Below are 17,789 nucleotides of genomic sequence, written 5' to 3' on the forward strand. Positions count from 1 at the left end.
TTACTTGATGTTGGCCAGCTTCAGCCCGGCCGGCGAGCTGACTTCGATTTCTGCGCGCGAGGCGTCGCGCTGGATCTTGCCGATCACGCAGACGGTCTTGCCTTCCAGGGTTTCCAGCGGGAAGGAGAACTTGCCGCGGTTCTCGCCGGCGATACGCGCCGAGAAGGTGTGGCGCGGGAAGGCGCCGCCCATGTACAGGAAGGTCGGCTGGCCTTCGGAGCCTTCTGCGTAACGGGCCTTTTCGACCTTGCCACAGACCATGCCGTCCTTGCCGACCGAACGCGGCGCCATTTCAGGCGGGATCATGTCGGCCGACTGGGCGAAAGCGGAGGCGGCGGTGGTGGCCAGGACAGCGGCCGAGACGAACGCAAACAGGGACTTCATCGAGGGTATCTCCGGGGATGGTAACGATCGGGCCGGTCCTGCGCGCTCCTGCGCGACCGGCTTCTGTCCCCCTATCGGCACCGCCGAAGGGAACTGAAGGGTGTTGTGACTGGAACGTGAAGCAGTTCCGTTTGCTCAGGCAGCGACGTCTTCGGCAAGGTTGGCCTGGCCCATGTCGGCGCTGTCGAGCAGGGTCTCGATGTCCAGCAGGATCAGCATGCGATCGTCGTGGGTACCGATGCCGGAGATGAAGCGGGTATCGACGGCGGCGCCGAATTCCGGGGTCGGGCGGATCTGCTCGGCCGACAGCGGGATCACGTCGGAGACGCTGTCGACGACGATGCCGACCACGCGGTCTTCCACGTTCAGCACGATCATCACGGTGAAGGCATCGTAGCGGGCGTTGTCCAGGCGCAGCTTCAGGCGCAGGTCGATCACCGGGACGATGGTGCCGCGCAGGTTGATCACGCCCTTGATGTAGTCCGGGGCGTCCGGCACGCGGGTGACGGCGTCGTAGCCGCGGATTTCCTGCACCTTGAGGATGTCCACGCCGTAGTGCTCGTCACCAAGGGTGAAGCTGAGGAATTCGCCACCGGCGCTGGCGGCGGAGCTGGTCTTGTCGTTCATCGAGGGGTCCTGGTTCTGCCGGAAGTCCCGGTGTCAGGCTCGATATCGGCCCCGCCGGGGGGGACTTTAGGTGCCGGGCAGTGCCGTGGATGGGGTCAGATCCATTTTCAGGGAAAAGGGATCTGACCCCGGCACGCGTTCCAGGGTTGCCGGCCGGCGGCCGGCACTACCGGTCGGACGGCCTCAGAGCTCGCCGTTGCGGCGGGCCTTGCGCTGGCGGTCGATGCGGAAGATGTAGCGCTGGATGGCGCTGTCGGCGCCGCGTGGCAGGCATTCAAAGCGCATTCCCACGCGCTTGACCTCGATGCCGTTGGGCTGACGCTGCGGCAGCAGGTTGCAGACCACCAGTTCGATATCCAGGTCGGGGCCGTCCGGCAGCGACAGCTGCGCCGGATAGCGCTTCTGCAGACCAAACACCGCGCAGTCATTGGGCACCACCACGGCCAGGCCGCCACCGCTGATGTCCACCACCCGCATCGACAGCGCTTCGGCCCGCGCTTCGCCGGGTGGCAGCAGCAGCTGCGGTGAATCAGTGACCGGCGTCTCCAGCCGATACAGCTCGCGGCGCTGCAGGTGCACCAGTTCTTCCGGAAGCGGGGCGCGGAAGGCCACGTGGCCGTCGTTGTCCACGCGCTGCAGTTCGTGCAGGCGGAAGCGCACCAGCACCCGTTCGAGCTGGGCGAAGCACAGCAGGTGATCGGCCTGCTCGGCGGCGCGGTTGGAAGCTTCCTGCGGGCTGCCATCGAGCAGCAGGGTGTCCTCGTCCTCGTCGAGGTCGAGCAGCGCAGTGGGGAACGAACGGTCGCGGCCGTCGATGTGCGCGTTGATCAATGATCGCTGGTCGATCAGCGAGCGCAGCAGCTGCCGCAGCTGGCGCGGGTTGCGGACCAGGAAGCGCTCGTCAGCGGCGTCGGCCGCGTGGACATCATGCACTGCAGTGTCGTTGCCGTCGGACATGGAATCTACGGTCAGGGGCGGGCGCCAGCACGCGTTGGTGCGAGGCTCGATGGAGGTATCGGCCTCTGCACCGGATTATGAAGTGAGTTTTGCATCACTTTCGGCGCGTGAGGACCCAGATCCCTTTCCCGAGGGAAAGGGATCTGACCCCGTGGTTCTGTCAGAACTCCTGCCAGTCGCCGTCCGCAGCCAGTGCCGGCTGGGCTGCCCCGGTGCGCAGCGCACGTGCCGGGACCGTTTTTGCCGCCGGTGCGGCGGCTGCGACCTGGCGCGGTACCGGTGCTGCCAGCGGGCGTGCCGGAATGGCCGTCGTGCCGTGCGATGCCAGCCGGAAGCGGGCCACTGCTTCACCCAGCTGCACGGCCTGGTCCTCCATCGCACGTGCGGCGGCGGTGGCTTCCTCCACCAGTGCGGCGTTCTGCTGGGTGGTTTCGTCCATCTGCACCACGGTCTGGTTGACCTGCTCGATGCCCGCGCTCTGTTCCTGCGAAGCAGCGGAAATCTCGGCCATGATGTCGGTGACGCGCTGCACCGAGGCGACGATCTCGCCCATGGTGCTGCCGGCCTGGTGAACCAGGCTGGAGCCCTCGGCGACCTTGCCGACCGAGTCGTCGATCAGGCCCTTGATCTCCTTGGCGGCGGCGGCCGAGCGCTGGGCGAGAGTGCGCACTTCGCTGGCGACCACGGCGAAGCCGCGGCCCTGTTCACCGGCACGCGCGGCTTCCACGGCGGCATTCAGCGCCAGAATGTTGGTCTGGAACGCAATGCCGTCGATGACGCTGATGATCTCGGCGATCTTCTTCGACGAGGCTTCGATGGCCGACATGGTGGTGACCACCTGGCCGACGACCTCGCCGCCCTGCGAGGCGACACCATGCGCGCCGATGGCGAGCTGGTTGGCCTGGCGGGCGTGCTCGGCGTTCTGGCGCACGGTGGAGGTCAGTTCCTCCATCGAGGCTGCGGTTTCTTCCAGGTTGGCGGCCTGCTGCTCGGTCCGGCGCGACAGGTCGCTGTTGCCCGAGGCGATCTCGCCGGCGGCCAGGGTGATGCTGGAAGCGCTGGCCTGGATCTGGCCGACGATCTGGGTCAGCTGCGCGACCGTGGTGTTGGCATCATCCCGCATGCGGGCGAACACGCCATTGAACTGGCCTTCCATGCGTGCGGTCAGGTCGCCGGTGGCGATCGACTGCAGCAGCTGCGAGAGCTGGCCGAGGTTGCCGTCAGCCACCTGCATCATGGTGTTGAGGTGCTCGATCATCACCTTGAAGTCGTGCTGGAACCGCTGTGCGTCGCCGCGCTGGCTGAAGTCACCGGCGGCGGCCGCCGCAGCCAGGTGCTGGATCTGCGAATTGATCGCCAGCAGGCTGGCCTTGGCCGCGTCCATGGATTCGTGCAGGATCGCGCGGCTGCCGGGCAGGCGGCGTGCATCCGGGCTCAGATTGCCGATGGCGTACTGGTTGAGTACTTCAATGGCATCGATGATCGCATCGAGATGTTCGAAGATCACCGTGTTGATGCCGTTGGCCAGCTGGCCGTAGACGCCCGGGAAATCTTCCGGGATGCGATGGCTGATGTCCGGGCCAGCGTGCATCTGTGCCATCAGCTGTGTCTGCTCGCTGAAGCGTCGCAGCATCGCCGTCATCTCGGCGGTGGCAGCGAGCATCCTGCCGGCTTCATCCTTGCTGGTGGCCTGGGTGCTGACGCTGAGATCACCGCGTGCAACGGCCTGGATGGCATGCACGGCCTTGCCGAGTGGGCCGGTCACTGCGCGCGAGATGACGATGGCCAGCGCGGCAGCGACCAGCGACAGCAGCACGATGCAGCCGATGATGGCAATCATGCTGGTGCGGTGGGTGGCGTTGGCGTCGGCGATCTTGCCGTCCATCTGGCCGGCGATGTGGGTGCCCAGTGCCTTCATCGCAGCGAACAGGTCGCGACGCGCCGGGCGCGACTGCTCGTCGGAGATCTGCTGGGCCTGTGCGCCATCACCGGCGGCCACGGCGTCGCGCATCGCCTTGTTTGCGGCGAAGTAGCGGTCCAGCTGTGCGCTGGCCGCGCGATACAGTTCACGCTCCTTGTCCAGCGCCGGCAGCGCCGCGTACGCCGCCAGCTCGTCATGCACGGCCTTGGCGGTATCGCCCATGCGCTTGTTGTAGTCGGCGACCTTCTCCGGCTGGTCGAGCATGCTCAGCTGGGCCAGTTCGTAGGTGCGGAACTCGCCCAGCTGCGAACGTGCCTCGCCCAGGTGCTGGACCGAGGGGATATCGTTGCCGGCCATGTCGCGCAGCTGCGCGTTGGCCTCGGACAGCCGGATCAGGGCAAAGGCACCCAGTACGACGGTCATCAGGGTGGTGAGGGTGAACCCCACGGCCAGCTTGCGGGCGATGGGCAGATCTTGGAACCACTTCATGCAGGGTGCTCCAGGTGGGCAGAGTGCCGGCGTCTGTGCGCCGGTTTGGGGGTGGTTGCAGAGCGAACGGGGGTGCCCGGTGGGGTTCGGTGACGACCGTCAAGCGAAATAACGGCGCCGTCCGCGCGGACTTTATGGACGCAGATCACATTCGGTTGCGTAGGGATGACAGCGCAAAAGCGTTGCCGCGACGCGGTTTCGCTTGGATGAAGTGGTTGCGCCCGCAACCATCGTGCCGACGGAGTTCACGATCTGGTTTCGGGGTGCCGTCCCGCGGCCAGATGCCGTTCCCGCGGAAAGGGATCTGACCCCACTGGCAGGCGCACGCAAACAAAAACCGCCGCCCCGAAGGGCGGCGGTCCATGACCCGCATGCGGCGTGGATCAGGCGGCCTGCGGCATCCGCAGCGAGCGCACCAGTCCGCCGATGTCAACGATCAACGCGACGCGGCCGTCGCCAAGGATGGTGGCACCGGACACCCCGCCGATGCGGCGGTAGTTGTTCTCGATGTTCTTCACCACCACCTGCTGCTGGCCGACCAGTTCGTCCACTTCCAGCGCGATTTTCTGGCCATCGCCTTCCACCACCACCACCAGCGATTCGCTGCCGGGTGCGCGGTTGCCGTAGCCGTAGTACTCGCTCAGCGACAGGATCGGCAGGTACTCGCCACGCACGCGCAGTACGCGGCCTTCGCCGGCCATGCTGCGGATATCCTCGGGCTGCGGCTGCAATGCCTCAAGCACGTAGGCCAGCGGCAGGATCAGGGTTTCGCCGGCCACGGCCACAGTCATGCCATCGAGGATGGCCAGGGTCAGCGGCAGGCGGATCAGCGTGCGGGTGCCGGTACCGAGGCTGCTTTCGATCTGCACCTCGCCCCCCAGCGCCTGGATGTTGCGGCGGACCACGTCCATGCCGACGCCACGCCCGGACAGGTCGGTGACCGCATCGGCCGTGGAGAAGCCAGGCTGGAAGATCAGGTCCCAGACCTGCGAATCGGTCGGGTTGTCCGGCACCGCCAGGCCGCGCTCGGTGGCCTTGGCCAGAATCTTGGCGCGGTCCAGGCCGCGACCGTCGTCGCTGACTTCGATGACGATATGGCCGCCCTGATGCGAGGCTGCCAGCGTGATCGTGCCGGTCTCGTCCTTGCCCGCACCGCGGCGCACGTCGGGCATTTCCAGGCCGTGGTCGATCGAGTTGCGCACCAGGTGCACCAGCGGATCGGCGATCTTCTCGATCAGGCCCTTGTCCAGTTCGGTGCCTTCGCCGACGGTGCGCAGGCGCACCTGCTTGCCGAGGCGGCTGGACAGGTCACGAACCAGGCGCGGGAAGCGGCGGAACACCGCATCGACGGGCAGCATGCGCACGCCGATCACCGCTTCCTGCAGGTCGCGGGTGTTGCGTTCAAGCTGGTCCAGCCCGGCGAACAGGCTCTCGGCGTGGACCGGGTCCAGTGCGTGCGAGACCTGCTTGAGCATGGCCTGGGTGATGACCAGTTCGCCGACCAGGTTGATCAGCGCATCGACCTTGTCGACGCTGACGCGGATCGAGGTTTCCGCTTCCTGGCTGGCACCACCGCTGGCGGCAGGCGCGGCAGGTGCCGCTGCGACCGGAGCGGGGGCCGCTGCGGCCGGCGCCTGGGTGGCCAGGCTCGGCGGCGCGGCGGGACGGATGTCCAGCTCACAATCGTCCAGCACCCAGGCGAAGGTGTCTTCGATCTTGCTGCGCGGCACCTTGCCGACCAGGCCCAGGTCCCACGCCAGGTGGGCTTCGAGCGGATCAAGCTGGGCGAAGCCCGGCAGGCGTTCCATGCGCGCAGCGACCTGCAGCGAACCGAGGTGTTCCAGTTCGCGGATGATGCGCAGCGGGTCGTTGCCGCTCATGAACAGCGACGGCGCCGGGGTGAAGCCGATCTGCCAGGCTTCCGGCGTATCGTCCACCTTGGCTGCGGCGGCCGCCGGGACGCTCGCTGCGGCCTGGCCGGAAAGAACCGCTTCCAGGCCCGCCTTCACCGCAGCGACTGCGGCGGGATCTGCGGCTTGGCCGTGTTCGGCTTCGCGCAGCAGGGCGCGCAGCACATCCACCGAGGACAGCATGGCGTCGACGGCGTGGCCTTCCAGGGCCCGCTTGCCGGCGCGCAGCTCATCGAGCAGCGTCTCCAGCACGTGGGTCAGGCCGGCGATCGCGTCGAAGCCGAAGGTGCCGGCGCCGCCCTTGATCGAGTGGGCGGCGCGGAACACCGAATTGATGATCTCCGCGTCCTGCTGCCCCGATTCCAGGGCCAGCAGGCCAGCCTCCATCGCATCGAGGCCTTCGCGGCTCTCCTCGAAGAAGGTGGCGTGGAAGCGTTGCAGGTCCATGCTCATGGCAGTGGTGATCCGGAAGCGAAGAGGGGGAGCGGCGCCGGGCGATCAGCCCAGCACTTTCTGCACGGTGGCGACCAGCTGTTCGGGATTGAACGGCTTGACCAGCCAGCCGGTGGCACCGGCGGCCTTGCCTTCGGACTTCTTGTCGGCGGCCGATTCGGTGGTCAGCATCAGCAGCGGGGTGAACTTGTAGTCCGGCAGCTGGCGCAGTTCGCGGATCAGCGCGATGCCGTCCATGTTCGGCATGTTGACATCGGTCACCACCGCATTGAAGCGCTGGCCCTTGGCACGACCGAGCGCGACCGCGCCGTCTTCAGCTTCTTCGACGGCAAAACCGGCCGAGGTGAGGGCGAAGGACACCATCTGGCGCATCGACGCCGAATCGTCCACCACCAAGATACGTGCGCTCATGCAGCGTTCTCCACAGATTTCAGGTTGTCATGGGTTACGTCCAGGCCCAGGGCCTGGGTGACGCCCAGCAGGCGCGCGGCGTCACTGAAGGTTGCAGTGCAACCGTGGAAGCCGGTGCCCAGGCCTGCCTCGCGGCGGGCCTGCACGAACGCACACAGCACCTGCACGGCGGCCGTGTGGATGCGGGCGACCTGGCTGGCATCCAGGGTCAGCTCGCCGGCCTGCTCCACGAGGGGGGCGAGGCGGTTCTTGAGCTCGGTAGTGCTCTCGATGCCGAGATCCCCACCCAGTTCGACAGTGCTCATCGTTGCTCCGGACAAACGGTTCCGTGATCCATAACGGCACCCCGGTGGGGTTCTTTAGAAGAATCGACGCGGTACGTCGAGGCGGTCGCTGTCTAAAAGGGGACGGAGGGGATTAAGTCGCAAGCGACCTGGCTCTACTGCAGTTCCCTCGGCAACGGCGACCGCGCAGTGGGGACGTAGGGTGTTGATCCAACGGATCAGTTCCTTGCGTCCCCGACAGCACCGCTTCGGCGCAAAGCGCCGAGCCACTTGCGACTTAATCCCCTCCGTCCCCTTTTGGGGGTTCAGCTCAACAGCCGGGTGGCGTCCAGCAGGATCATCGGGCGCTGGCTGACCCGGGCCACGCCACGGAACAGGTCGTTTGAGATCTGGCAGATGCGCGCGGTGTCGGGGGGTTCGATCTGCGAATCGGTGAGGTTGGCGACATCTTCCACCGCCGACACGCGCAGGCCGATGGTCTCGCCGTCCTCCTCCAGGACCACGATGCGGGTCTGTGAGTCGTCTTCGGCGGCTGCGGCGCCCAGGTGCAGGCCGAGATCCATCACCGGTACCACCTGGCCGCGCAGGTTCATGATGCCGAGCATGGCCGCTGCAGTGCCACGCAGCGGCAGCAGGGGCACCGGCAGCACCACTTCCTGCACCTTCAGCAGTTCCAGCGCATAGGCCTGGGTGCCGCAACGCAGGCGCAGCCAGCGCGAGGTGCGCTCGCCGGCGCGGCGGTTCTGCGGATGCGGGCTGCGGGCCGGTTGGTGGGCCTGCGCCTGCAGCTCCTGCCAGGTGCCGGGGCGGTTGCCTGCGGGTACATCGACCGCGACGCGCGGCGGCGGTGTGGCGGCGCGTGCGGCCGGGGCCGTTGCAGGATGTGCCGCCGGGGGTGCCACCGGCGCTGCGACCACGGCGGGCGGCGGCGCAGGCACGTCTTCGCCACCAGCGGCCGCCTCGAAGGCGGCCTGCAGGCCGGGGCTGTCGGTGTGGGCGAGACGATGGCTGTCCGCAGGGTCGGTCTCGTAGATCACTTCGTCCGGCAGATCGTCCCAGGTGGGTTCCGGGCCGGTTTTGGCATCGGCCGCAGCGGGTGTCGGCGCGGTTTCGTGGATGACCTCGTCGGGCAGGTCATCCCAGGTCGGCTCGCGTTCGGTGGACCCGGCGCTGGCCGGCGCCGCGGCGGCCTCGAAGGCGGCCTCCAGTGCAGCCTCATCCTCGGCCGGGGCCGCGACGACGGCATCCGTTTCGTAGACCACTTCAGCGGGCAGGTCGTCCCACGTGGGTTCGCGTTCGGCATCGATCACGCTGACGGGCGCGGACGCGGCATCGAAAGCGGCTTCGAGTGCAGCATTGTCCACGGCAGGGGCGGCGGCAACGGTCTCGGTTTCGGTTTCGTAGATCACCTCGGCCGGCAGGTCATCCCAGGTGGGTTCGCGTTCGGCGGCGGCTTCGGTGGCCTTGGTCGGGGCGGCGCTGTCCGGCGTTGGCAGCACGACGGCCGCCGGAGCGATCGCTTCGCCCAGCAGTTCGTCCAGGTAATCGTCGAGGATGCCGGTGCTGTTCATGCGGCCTGCTCCAGGGCGCGGGCATCCTCGCCGAGGATCCAGTTCAGGGCGCGGCGATAGGCGGCCAGGCCGCGGCCCGGGTAGTCCTCACCAACGCTTGGCAGGGTCAGGCCGGCGGCGTTGCTGATGCGGGTGTCGATCGGAATGGCGTCTTCCCACACGCGGCTGCCATGACGGTCCTGCATGGTGCGCAGCGATTCGTTGCCGGCGCGTGTGCGGCGGTCGAACAGGGTCGGCAGGATCGAGATCGGCAGCGGGCGGCGGCGCGAGCGCTCGACCATCTCGCCGGTGCGGACCATGCCATCCAGGCCGTGCAGGGCCAGTGGCTCGGCCTGGGTCGGAATGATGAGACGGTTGGCTGCGGCCAGCGCATTGATCATCAGCAGGCCGAGGGTCGGTGCACAGTCCAGCAGGATGTAGTCGTGCTGGCCCTGATGGCGCGCCAGCGCGTTCTGCAGGGCCAGGCCGAGGCCGGGCTGGTTGGCGCTGCGGCGTTCCAGCGTGGCCAGCGCCGACTGTGCGCAGACGTAGTCCAGGCCATGGATGTTGCTGGCATGGCACAGGCTGGACAGGTCCGCCGGCGGTGTGCCGAACAGCTCCAGCACGCCGGCCGGCGGCGGGTCCACCGGCACGCCGAAGGCGCGGCTGAGCGAGGCATGCGGATCGAGGTCGATCAGCAGCACGCGATGGCCGAGCGCGGCCAGGCCGCGGCCGAGGGCGAGGGTGGTGGTGGTCTTGCCGACTCCGCCCTTCTGGTTGGCGACTGCCCAGATGCGCATCGGATTACTCCTTCATTGCCGGGGGAACGGCGGCGCCGACGCGGCTGCCAGCCGGCACCGGCGGCAACTTCGCCGGTGCGATGGGGGAGGTGGGGGCGCTGGCCGGAGTTGCGGCGGCCTGTTCGGTGACGGTGCTGTCGGTGGCGCCGGTGGCTGCGTTCAGGCGCTGGCCGAGCGGATCCACCGAGTGCGACGTGTCGGCCAGGATGATGACCATCACCCGGCGGTTGCGGTTGCGGCCCTGCGCGCTGTCGTTCTCTTCGCGCGGGCGGAACTGGCCATAGCCGACCATCGCCAGCCGCGACGGCTGCACGCCCTGGTCGGCGAACAGGTGCACCACGCTGGCGGCGCGCCCGGCCGACAGTTCCCAGTTCGACGGGAAAGTGGCGGTGGCGATCGGCACGTTGTCGGTGTGGCCTTCCACGCGCACGCTGTTGGGCACGTCGCGCAGCACCTCGGCCAGGCTGGCCAGGGTCTGCCGCGCATGCACGTCCAGCGCGGCCGAGCCGGTGGGGAACAGGATGTCGCTGTTGATCTCGACTTCGATCCACAGTTCGGTGCGGCGCACGCTGATCATGCCGCGGTCGATCAGCGGCGCCAATGCAGCGGTGAGGCGGTCGGCGATGCTGTTGAGCTGGCGTTCGGCGCGCGCGATCTGCTCCTGGTTGTGCACCGACACCGGCATGCGCATCTGCGAGGCCATCGACGGCAGCAGCGTCGGGTCGTGCGAAGGTGCCGGCGCGGACGGGCCGATCTTGGTGCCGGACTTGATCACCGACGGGCTGTCCCAGCCGCCGCCCTGCACCTGCTTGTTACCCACCTGCACCGGGTTGATGGTGCGCGGTGCGCCACCGAAGGCATCGGTGAGCGCGTCGGCCATGATCCGGTACTTGCCCTCGTTCACCGAGGAGATTGCATACATGACCACGAAAAAGGCGAGCAGCAGCGTCATCAGGTCGGCATAGGGGATCGCCCATGCTTCGTGGTTGGCGTGCTCTTCGTGGTGCTTGCGGCGGGCCATGTCAGTGCAGGAAGCCGGAGAGGTTGGTTTCGATGTTGCGCGGGTTCTCGCCCTGGGCGATCGAAATCAGGCCTTCGATGACCATCTCGCGGTCGCGCGTGTTGTGCGAGATCACACTCTTGAGCTTGGCGGCGATCGGCAGGAACAGCAGGTTGGCCGAGGCGATGCCGTAGATCGTCGCGGTGAACGCGGCGGCGATGCCGTGGCCGAGCTTGCTCGGGTCGGCCAGGTTCTTCATCACCGCGATCAGGCCCAGCACGGCACCGATGATGCCGAGCGTCGGTGCATAGATGCCCATCGCCTCGAACACCTTGGCGCCGGCCTGGTCCTGGTGCTCCTGGCTGCCCAGTTCGATTTCCAGCATGTGCCGCATCGATTCGGGCTCGACGCCGTCCACCAGCAGCTGCAGGCCCTTGCGCAGGAACGGGTCCTGTTGTGCTTCCACCTGCGATTCCAGGCCCAGCAGGCCCTGGCGGCGGGCGATGTTGCTCCACTCGACGATCTGCTGGATCAGCTCGCGGCGGTCGCTGTGCGGCGGGCGCACGACCCAGCGCACGATCTTGAACGCATGCTTGAACACCGCCGGCGAGGTGTGCAGCAGGATCGCGGCAACGGTGCCGACGATGACGATCACGAACGCCGCAGGCGACCACAACGACGCCAGGCCGGCGCCCTTGAGGATGCTGCCACCGACCAGCGAGGCCAGGGCGAGAAAGAGTCCAATGAGGCTGAGTCTATCCATGGATCCGGTATCGGCTTGTATGAATGGGACTTGAGACACCGGTACGGGCTACTGGTGCGACTTCACGGTTTTGCGGGTTCAGCAAGCGGGTCAGTCGTGCGGGCTGCGCAGGCCGTCCACATCCAGGATCAGCGCCATGCGACCATCGCCGATCAGGGTTGCACCGGCGTAACCGCGCAGGCCGCGCAGGGCCTTCGGCAATGGCTTGATGACCACTTCTTCACGCCCGCGGACCTGGTCCACGACCAGGCCGAAGCGCGCTTCACCGGCCTGCAGCACGACGATGGTCAGCAGGGTCGACGTGGCGGGCGTCACATCCAGCCATTGGCGGAGATCGACCAGCGGCAGGGTGTGCGAACGGCGGTCGAGCACGGCGCGGCCATCGAACCAGCCCAGCGAGGTGCGCGGCGCGTGCAGCACCTCCATCACGCGCGCCAGCGGCAGCGCATAGACGTCCTCGCCGGCCTGCACCAGCAGGGTGGGCAGGATCGCCAGGGTCAGCGGCACGCGGATCAGGAAGCGGCTGCCGCGGCCCAGCTCGGACTGGATCTGGATCTGGCCACTCAGTTCGCGGATGCGTGACTGCACCACGTCCATGCCAACGCCGCGGCCGGAGATATCCGTGACCTGCTGCTTGGTCGAGAAGCCGGGCAGGAACACCAGGTGCAGGCACTCCTCGCTGCTCAGGCGGGCGGCAGCTTCCGGATCGATCAGGCCCTTCTCACGCGCCTTCGCGCGCAGCTTCTCCGGATCGATGCCGGCGCCATCGTCCTGCACTTCGATGCTGACGTAGTCTCCTTCCTGCTGTGCCGACAGGCGTACGTGGCCCATCCGCGGCTTGCCCTGTGCTTCGCGCAGGTCGGGCATTTCCACGCCATGGTCGATGGCGTTGCGGACCAGGTGCACCAGCGGGTCGGCCAGCGCTTCGACCAGGTTGCGGTCGAGCTCGGTCTCGGCGCCGATCAGCTCCAGGTCCACTTCCTTCTTCAGTGAACGGGCGACGTCGCGGGCGACCTTGGGGAAGCGCGAGAACACCTTGCCCACCGGCTGCATGCGGGTACGCATCACCGCCGACTGCAGGCGCGCGGTGGCGATGTCCAGGGTGGACACGGCGCGGTCCAGCTCCTCGTCGCGCAGGCGCGCACGCAGGGTCTTGAGCCGGTTGCGCGACAGCACCAGTTCGCCGATCAGGTTGACGATCGCGTCCAGGCGCTTGGTGTCCACGCGCACGGTGTGTTCGGCTTCGGCCAACGGCTTGGCGGCCGGCTTGGCCGCCGGTGCCGGTGCGGTCGGCGCGGCCGGTGGGCGTGGTGCCGTGATCGGTGCGGGCGCTACCGCAGCGATGGGCCTGGCGCCGGGTGCGGCGCCACCGTGCAGCTGGTCGAGCAGGGCCTCGAATTCGTCTTCGCTGATCAGCCCGTCATCAACCTTCTTTGCCGGCGCCACCGCGGTCGGCGCGTTACCCCCGTGCAGCTGGTCGAGCAGGGCCTCGAATTCGTCGTCGGTGATCAGGTCGCCGCTACCGGCCGCCGCTACCGTGGCCGGGGCGGCCGGCGCGGCGGCGCCTCCGTGCATGTCGAACTGGGCGATCAGGTCCGGCGGCGCATAGCCCGGCTCGGTGCCGGAGGAAACTGCATCCAGCATCGATTGCAGGTAGTCCAGCGATTGCTGGGCGGCATCGAAGTGATGGGCCTGCAGCACGGCCTGGCCCGCGCGCGCGATGCCCAGCGCTTCTTCGGCGGCGTGGCACAGCTCGACCATGGCGGTGACGCCGAGGAAGCCGGCGCCGCCCTTGAGCGTGTGGTAGCCCCGGAACACCGCGTTGAGCTGTTCGGTGTCCTGCGGTGCCTGCTCCAGCGACACCAGCTGTTCGCCCAGGCGATCCAGGATTTCCTGCGCCTCGATGATGAAATCGGCAGTGATGTCGTCGGATACCGCGCTCATGCTTACAGCCCCAGGTCCGACAGCAGGTCGTCGGCGTCGTTCTGCGAGACCGCGTGGCGGTCCAGTCCCTTCAGTGCCGGCCCGGCCAGATCCGGATCGGTGCGATGCTGTTCCGGCGGCAGGCCGAGCGCGCCGAAGCCCTCATGCACGCGGCGGACGATGCCGACGACGCGACGGATGATCTGCCCGGTCAGGTCCTGGTAGCTCTGGGTCAGGGCGATCTCGGTGAGGTTGTGGCGGATGCGCTCGAGCTGCGCATCCTGGCCCGGCTGCAGGCCTTCGGCGCGCAGCTGTTCGGTCAGGCTGCGGCATTCCTCGGCCAGGTCCAGGGTGCGGTGCGTCGCCTGTTCGGTCATCGCCACCACGTGGTCCAGGCGTGCGCAGGCATCGTCCAGTTCGCCGGCCTCGCTGGGCACGGTCGGCAGTTCACCCAGGGCCTGCCCGAGCTCGCGGGCCAGCCGCGAGAGGCCGCTCATCATCGGCTGCGTGCGCAGCGCGACCAGTCCGTCGATGCGTTGCCGCCAGGCGGTTTCGTCACCGGACTCCAGTGCGTCCAGTGCTTCCTGCAGGCGCAGGGCGAGGGCGTTCTTGTCGACCGTGGTATCCATCAGGCGCTGGCCGCCAGGCGTTCGAAGATCTTGCCGAGCTTCTCTTCCAGCGTCTGCGCGGTGAACGGCTTGATGATGTAGCCGTTCACGCCGTTCTGGGCCGCTTCGATGATCTGCTCGCGCTTGGCTTCGGCGGTGACCATCAGCACCGGCAAGGTCTTCAGCTTGGCGTCGGCACGGATCGCCTTGAGCAGCTCGATGCCGGTCATTACCGGCATGTTCCAGTCGGTGACCACGAAATCGAACGGCTGGCTCTGCAGCAGCGACAGCGCGGCATGCCCGTCCTCGGCTTCGGCGGTGTTGGTGAAGCCCAGATCGCCCAGCAGGTTCTTGACGATGCGACGCATGGTCGAGAAGTCGTCGACGATCAGGATGCGCATGTTCTTGTTCAAAGCAGAGTTCCTTTGTTGTTCATTCCGGGCGGCCGGGGGCAGCTGCCTCGGGGATGTTCATTCTTCGAGGCCGGCGTCGACGGCCTCGAATACCTTCAGCCGGCCGCGCAGGCGCAGCACGGCCTGGCCATGGATCTGGCAGACCCGCGACTCGCTCACGCCGAGCACCGCGCCGATCTCCTTCAGGTTCAGTTCCTGCTCGTAATAGAGCGAGAGCACCAGCTGTTCGCGCTCGGGCAGGTGGCCGATGGCCTTGCCCAGCTCGCGACCGAACTCGCCACGCTCCAGCACCTGTTGCGGGGTCGGGCCGCCCTGGGCGACGGTGTCCAGCTCGCCCTGGTCTTCGATGCGCGACTCCAGGCTCAGCACCTGGCCACGCGCGGCGTCTTCCATCAGGCGCAGGTATTCGGGCAGTGGCATCTCCATCGCGGCGGCCACTTCGGTGGCGCTGGCGGCGCGGCCGCTGCTCTGTTCCAGGCGGCGGATGGTGGCGGCAGCATCGCGTGCGCGACGGTGCACCGAGCGCGGCACCCAGTCGCCACGGCGGATCTCGTCGATCATCGAGCCACGGATACGGATCGAGGCGTAGGTCTCGAACGAGGCGCCCTGGTCGGCGTCGTAGCTGCGCGAAGCTTCGATCAGGCCCATCATGCCAGCCTGGATCAGGTCGTCGACTTCGACGCTGGCCGGCAGGCGCGCGGCCAGATGGTGGGCGATGCGCCGCACCAGGTCCGAGTGCTGGGCGATGACCTCGTTGGCCGCCGAGCGCTGGACTTCCCTGTATTGGGCCGCGCCTTTCATGCTGCCACCCCGCGCTGCTTGAGGATGCGTTCGAGGAAGAACTCGACGCCGCCGCGTGGTTCGGTCGGCGCCTGCCAGCGGGCCGTGCGGCGCGCGATCTCGGTGATCGCCAGTGCGGACGGGCTGGACGGGTAGGCCTTTACCACCGGCTGCTGGCGCTGCACCGACAGGCGCAGCCAGTCATCCTGCGGCACGCAGCCCAGGTAGTTCAGCGAGACATCGGCGAGGAACTTCTCGCAGACGCGGGTCAGCTTCTCGTACAGCACGCGGCCCTCGTTGGGGTCGCGCACCATGTTGGCCACCACCTGGATGCGGTCCACGCCCCGTTCGCGCGACAGCACCTTGATCAGCGCGTAGGCGTCGGTGATCGACGCCGGCTCGTCACAGACCACCACCACGGTGTCCTGCGCGGCCTGGCAGAAGGTCAGCACGCCGTCGGTGATGCCCGCGGCGGTGTCCACCACCATGATGTCCAGCTCGCGTTCCAGCTCGGAGAACACGTTGACCAGGCCGACGTGCTCGGCCGGGGCCAGCTCGGCCATGTGCCGGCGGCCGGACGCGGCCGGGACCACCAGCACGCCGTTCGGGCCTTCGACGATGACGTCGTCCAGCGAGCAGCGGCCGGCAACCAGGTCGGCCAGCGTGAAGGTGGGGTTCAAGCCCAGGATCACGTCGATGTTGGCCAGGCCGAGGTCGGCGTCCAGCAGCAGCGTGCGCTTGCCCATGCCGGCCAGCGCCACGGCCAGGTTGGCCGACACGTTGGTCTTGCCCACGCCGCCCTTGCCGCCGGTCACGGCGATGGTGCGCACAGGGCCGAGCGGCTCGCTGCGGGTGGCCGACAGCGGGAAGGTCTTGGTCAGCTTGGCGTACTCACGCGACGGCATGGTTCAACTCCGGGTTGCAGGGCATATCGGCCGCTCGGCGCAAATCTTCAAGGCGAAGTACGAGATTGGCCGCACTGGCCCGGTGCAGGTCGTCCGGAACGTCCTGGCCATCGGTCACCCAGGTGATCGGCAGGGCGTGGTCGACGGCCACCGACAGCGCGTTGCCGAAGCGGCCGGTTTCGTCCAGCTTGCTCAGCACCAGGCCCTGCAGGTTGGCGGCACCGAAGCGGCGGACCACCTCGTCCATGTCGCCGAAGCTGGTGTTGGCCGGCAGCACCAGCAGGGTGCGGACCTGGCGCGCGGCGCGCAGCCACTGCAGCTGGGCGGCCAGCGCGCGGTCGCGCGGGCCCAGGCCGGCGGTGTCGATCAGCACCAGCTTGTAGTCCTTCAGACGTTCCAGCAGCTGGTCCAGGTCGGTGCCGCTGTTGGCCTCGTGCACGGCGATGCCGAGCTGCCGGCCGTAGCCATACAGCTGCTCGCGGGCGCCGATGCGGGTGGTGTCGGTGGTGACCAGGGCGACGTCACGCGGCGCGTGCTTCTCGGCGAATCGCGAGGCCAGCTTGGCGATGGTGGTGGTCTTGCCGGCGCCGGTCGGGCCCACCAGTGCGATCACGCCGCCTTCCTCCAGCGGGTCGACCGGGGCGATCGGCAGCTTGCGCGAGATCAGCCCCAGCATCAGACCGCGGCCTCGGTGCGCCTCGGTCTCCAGCGGAATCTGCATGGCGACGTCGCGGGCCAGGCCAGCATCGAATCCGTACTCGTCCATCAGGTCCAGCGCGGTGGCGCGCACCGGGCAGCCGCGCAGGCGCTCGTCGGTGAAGCGGTTCATTTCGCGCTCGATGACCTGGCGCATGCCGGCCACTTCCTGGCGCAGCTGGCGGATCTCGGCGTCGTCCTGGGCGACCACGGTCAGCACCGGGGCTGGGGCGAGCATGGGCGTCGGCGCGGCTTCGACAGTGGCATCGGCCAACGTCGGTTCGCTGGCGGCGACCTCCGGCTGCGTTTCGGACAGGGCTGCGGTCGGCAGCGGCGGCGGCTGCACCGCCGGCGCCACGCTTTCGTGATGTGCCTGGTGCGGCGGATCGATCTGGAAACGGGCGCGGTTGGCCGGCGCGGCGACGGCCGGTGCCGGTGCAACGATGGCCTCGGCGAACGGGGCGAAGATCGGGTCCGGCAGTGCCGGTTCATTGACGGCGGCGCGTGCCAGCGTGGCGGCGAAGCCGGTGCTGCCGCGGGTCGGCACGATCTCGTCGGCGCTGTCCAGGGTGCGGCCGGTGGCGCCGACGGCGGCGCGGGCGAGGGCGGCCACCGCCGAGGTGGTGGCGGCAACCGGTTCCGGCGCAGGGGTGCTGCTGCGGCGGCGGGTGACGGCAGCGATCACCGCGTCGGCGGCGGTGCGCGGCTTGGGTGCCGGCGGCGGTGCAACGTCACGGCGCGAGGCTTCCAGTGCGCGCTGCACGGCGCTCTCGTCGTAGTTGGCGGCGGCGACGATCTCGATGCCTTCCTCGATCCGGCGGTTGGACAGGATCACGGCGTCAGGACCATGCTCCTTGCGCACCAGGTTCATGGCCGAGCGCATGTCGGCGGCGACGAATCGTTTGATTTTCATGC

General features: G+C 68.2%; 16 protein-coding genes and 1 pseudogene. All 17 read right to left on the reverse strand.

Annotated features, from left to right (window positions below; genetic code table 11):
- Positions 1-306, reverse strand: coding sequence for a hypothetical protein (locus KXV01_RS07360; RefSeq protein WP_223224824.1), 306 nt, complete (start codon positions 304-306; stop codon positions 1-3).
- A gap of 213 nt (positions 307-519) precedes the next feature.
- Positions 520-1,011: a chemotaxis protein CheW gene (locus KXV01_RS07365; protein WP_014647021.1), complete on the reverse strand. Its 492-nt coding sequence runs from the start codon at positions 1,009-1,011 to the stop codon at positions 520-522.
- A gap of 183 nt (positions 1,012-1,194) precedes the next feature.
- Positions 1,195-1,968: a flagellar brake protein gene (locus KXV01_RS07370; protein ID WP_049438540.1), complete on the reverse strand. Its 774-nt coding sequence runs from the start codon at positions 1,966-1,968 to the stop codon at positions 1,195-1,197.
- Between the two features lie 160 nt (positions 1,969-2,128).
- A complete protein-coding gene (locus tag KXV01_RS07375) occupies positions 2,129-4,378 on the reverse strand; it encodes a methyl-accepting chemotaxis protein (protein WP_164283870.1) in 2,250 nt (749 codons plus the stop codon).
- A gap of 383 nt (positions 4,379-4,761) precedes the next feature.
- Positions 4,762-6,741 carry a chemotaxis protein CheA gene (locus tag KXV01_RS07380; protein WP_111096377.1) on the reverse strand — a complete coding sequence of 660 codons (1,980 nt, stop codon included), beginning with the start codon at positions 6,739-6,741 and terminating at the stop codon, positions 4,762-4,764.
- Positions 6,742-6,786: 45 nt separating this feature from the next.
- On the reverse strand, positions 6,787-7,152 hold the full coding sequence (locus KXV01_RS07385; protein WP_005409521.1) for a response regulator: 366 nt from the start codon (positions 7,150-7,152) through the stop codon (positions 6,787-6,789).
- The gene (locus KXV01_RS07390) at positions 7,149-7,457 is read right to left on the reverse strand and encodes an STAS domain-containing protein (protein WP_061478730.1); all 309 of its coding nucleotides are present in this window, start codon (positions 7,455-7,457) and stop codon (positions 7,149-7,151) included. The genes KXV01_RS07385 and KXV01_RS07390 overlap by 4 nt, the downstream gene beginning before the upstream one ends.
- A 284-nt stretch (positions 7,458-7,741) precedes the next feature.
- Positions 7,742-9,007, reverse strand: a complete 1,266-nt coding sequence (locus tag KXV01_RS07395) for a chemotaxis protein CheW (RefSeq protein WP_263467642.1) — start codon at positions 9,005-9,007, stop codon at positions 7,742-7,744.
- Positions 9,004-9,786 (reverse strand): ParA family protein, encoded by a 783-nt coding sequence (locus KXV01_RS07400; RefSeq protein ID WP_263467643.1) that lies wholly within the window; start codon positions 9,784-9,786, stop codon positions 9,004-9,006. Before KXV01_RS07400 ends, KXV01_RS07395 begins: the two co-directional genes overlap by 4 nt.
- 175 nt (positions 9,787-9,961) lie before the next feature.
- Positions 9,962-10,807 (reverse strand): annotated as a pseudogene (gene motD, locus KXV01_RS07405) (flagellar motor protein MotD); the annotation flags it as partial.
- Position 10,808: 1 nt separating this feature from the next.
- Entirely contained in the window at positions 10,809-11,549 is a 741-nt protein-coding gene (locus KXV01_RS07410) for a flagellar motor protein (RefSeq protein WP_005409527.1), read from the reverse strand.
- 90 nt (positions 11,550-11,639) lie between these two features.
- Entirely contained in the window at positions 11,640-13,493 is a 1,854-nt protein-coding gene (locus KXV01_RS07415; RefSeq protein WP_263467644.1) for a chemotaxis protein CheA, read from the reverse strand.
- A 2-nt stretch (positions 13,494-13,495) separates the two neighbouring features.
- The gene (locus KXV01_RS07420) at positions 13,496-14,101 is read right to left on the reverse strand and encodes a protein phosphatase CheZ (RefSeq protein ID WP_049413363.1); all 606 of its coding nucleotides are present in this window, start codon (positions 14,099-14,101) and stop codon (positions 13,496-13,498) included.
- Positions 14,101-14,493 carry a chemotaxis response regulator CheY gene (gene cheY / locus KXV01_RS07425; RefSeq protein WP_005413247.1) on the reverse strand — a complete coding sequence of 131 codons (393 nt, stop codon included), beginning with the start codon at positions 14,491-14,493 and terminating at the stop codon, positions 14,101-14,103. Before cheY ends, KXV01_RS07420 begins: the two co-directional genes overlap by 1 nt.
- A gap of 57 nt (positions 14,494-14,550) precedes the next feature.
- Positions 14,551-15,294 (reverse strand): RNA polymerase sigma factor FliA, encoded by a 744-nt coding sequence (locus KXV01_RS07430; RefSeq protein ID WP_049413365.1) that lies wholly within the window; start codon positions 15,292-15,294, stop codon positions 14,551-14,553.
- Positions 15,291-16,178 carry a P-loop NTPase gene (locus KXV01_RS07435; protein WP_005416424.1) on the reverse strand — a complete coding sequence of 296 codons (888 nt, stop codon included), beginning with the start codon at positions 16,176-16,178 and terminating at the stop codon, positions 15,291-15,293. The genes KXV01_RS07430 and KXV01_RS07435 overlap by 4 nt, the downstream gene beginning before the upstream one ends.
- The gene (flhF, locus tag KXV01_RS07440; protein WP_263467645.1) at positions 16,165-17,787 is read right to left on the reverse strand and encodes a flagellar biosynthesis protein FlhF; all 1,623 of its coding nucleotides are present in this window, start codon (positions 17,785-17,787) and stop codon (positions 16,165-16,167) included. Before flhF ends, KXV01_RS07435 begins: the two co-directional genes overlap by 14 nt.
- Positions 17,788-17,789: the final 2 nt, after the last annotated feature.

It is taken from the genome of Stenotrophomonas sp. Ps181 (assembly GCF_025697425.1).
In the GTDB taxonomy this organism is placed as follows: domain Bacteria; phylum Pseudomonadota; class Gammaproteobacteria; order Xanthomonadales; family Xanthomonadaceae; genus Stenotrophomonas; species Stenotrophomonas sepilia.

Excerpts from the sequence above, each read along its gene's own strand:
- KXV01_RS07360 (WP_223224824.1), bottom strand. The coding sequence starts at position 306 with ATGATCCCGCCTGAAATGGCGCCGCGTTCGGTCGGCAAGGACGGCATG.
- KXV01_RS07365 (WP_014647021.1), bottom strand. The coding sequence starts at position 1,011 with ATGAACGACAAGACCAGCTCCGCCGCCAGCGCCGGTGGCGAATTCCTC.
- KXV01_RS07370 (WP_049438540.1), bottom strand. The coding sequence starts at position 1,968 with ATGTCCGACGGCAACGACACTGCAGTGCATGATGTCCACGCGGCCGAC.
- KXV01_RS07375 (WP_164283870.1), bottom strand. The coding sequence starts at position 4,378 with ATGAAGTGGTTCCAAGATCTGCCCATCGCCCGCAAGCTGGCCGTGGGG.
- KXV01_RS07380 (WP_111096377.1), bottom strand. The coding sequence starts at position 6,741 with ATGAGCATGGACCTGCAACGCTTCCACGCCACCTTCTTCGAGGAGAGC.
- KXV01_RS07385 (WP_005409521.1), bottom strand. The coding sequence starts at position 7,152 with ATGAGCGCACGTATCTTGGTGGTGGACGATTCGGCGTCGATGCGCCAG.
- KXV01_RS07390 (WP_061478730.1), bottom strand. The coding sequence starts at position 7,457 with ATGAGCACTGTCGAACTGGGTGGGGATCTCGGCATCGAGAGCACTACC.
- KXV01_RS07395 (WP_263467642.1), bottom strand. The coding sequence starts at position 9,007 with ATGAACAGCACCGGCATCCTCGACGATTACCTGGACGAACTGCTGGGC.
- KXV01_RS07400 (WP_263467643.1), bottom strand. The coding sequence starts at position 9,786 with ATGCGCATCTGGGCAGTCGCCAACCAGAAGGGCGGAGTCGGCAAGACC.
- KXV01_RS07410 (WP_005409527.1), bottom strand. The coding sequence starts at position 11,549 with ATGGATAGACTCAGCCTCATTGGACTCTTTCTCGCCCTGGCCTCGCTG.
- KXV01_RS07415 (WP_263467644.1), bottom strand. The coding sequence starts at position 13,493 with ATGAGCGCGGTATCCGACGACATCACTGCCGATTTCATCATCGAGGCG.
- KXV01_RS07420 (WP_049413363.1), bottom strand. The coding sequence starts at position 14,101 with ATGGATACCACGGTCGACAAGAACGCCCTCGCCCTGCGCCTGCAGGAA.
- KXV01_RS07430 (WP_049413365.1), bottom strand. The coding sequence starts at position 15,294 with ATGAAAGGCGCGGCCCAATACAGGGAAGTCCAGCGCTCGGCGGCCAAC.
- KXV01_RS07435 (WP_005416424.1), bottom strand. The coding sequence starts at position 16,178 with ATGCCGTCGCGTGAGTACGCCAAGCTGACCAAGACCTTCCCGCTGTCG.
- flhF (WP_263467645.1), bottom strand. The coding sequence starts at position 17,787 with ATGAAAATCAAACGATTCGTCGCCGCCGACATGCGCTCGGCCATGAAC.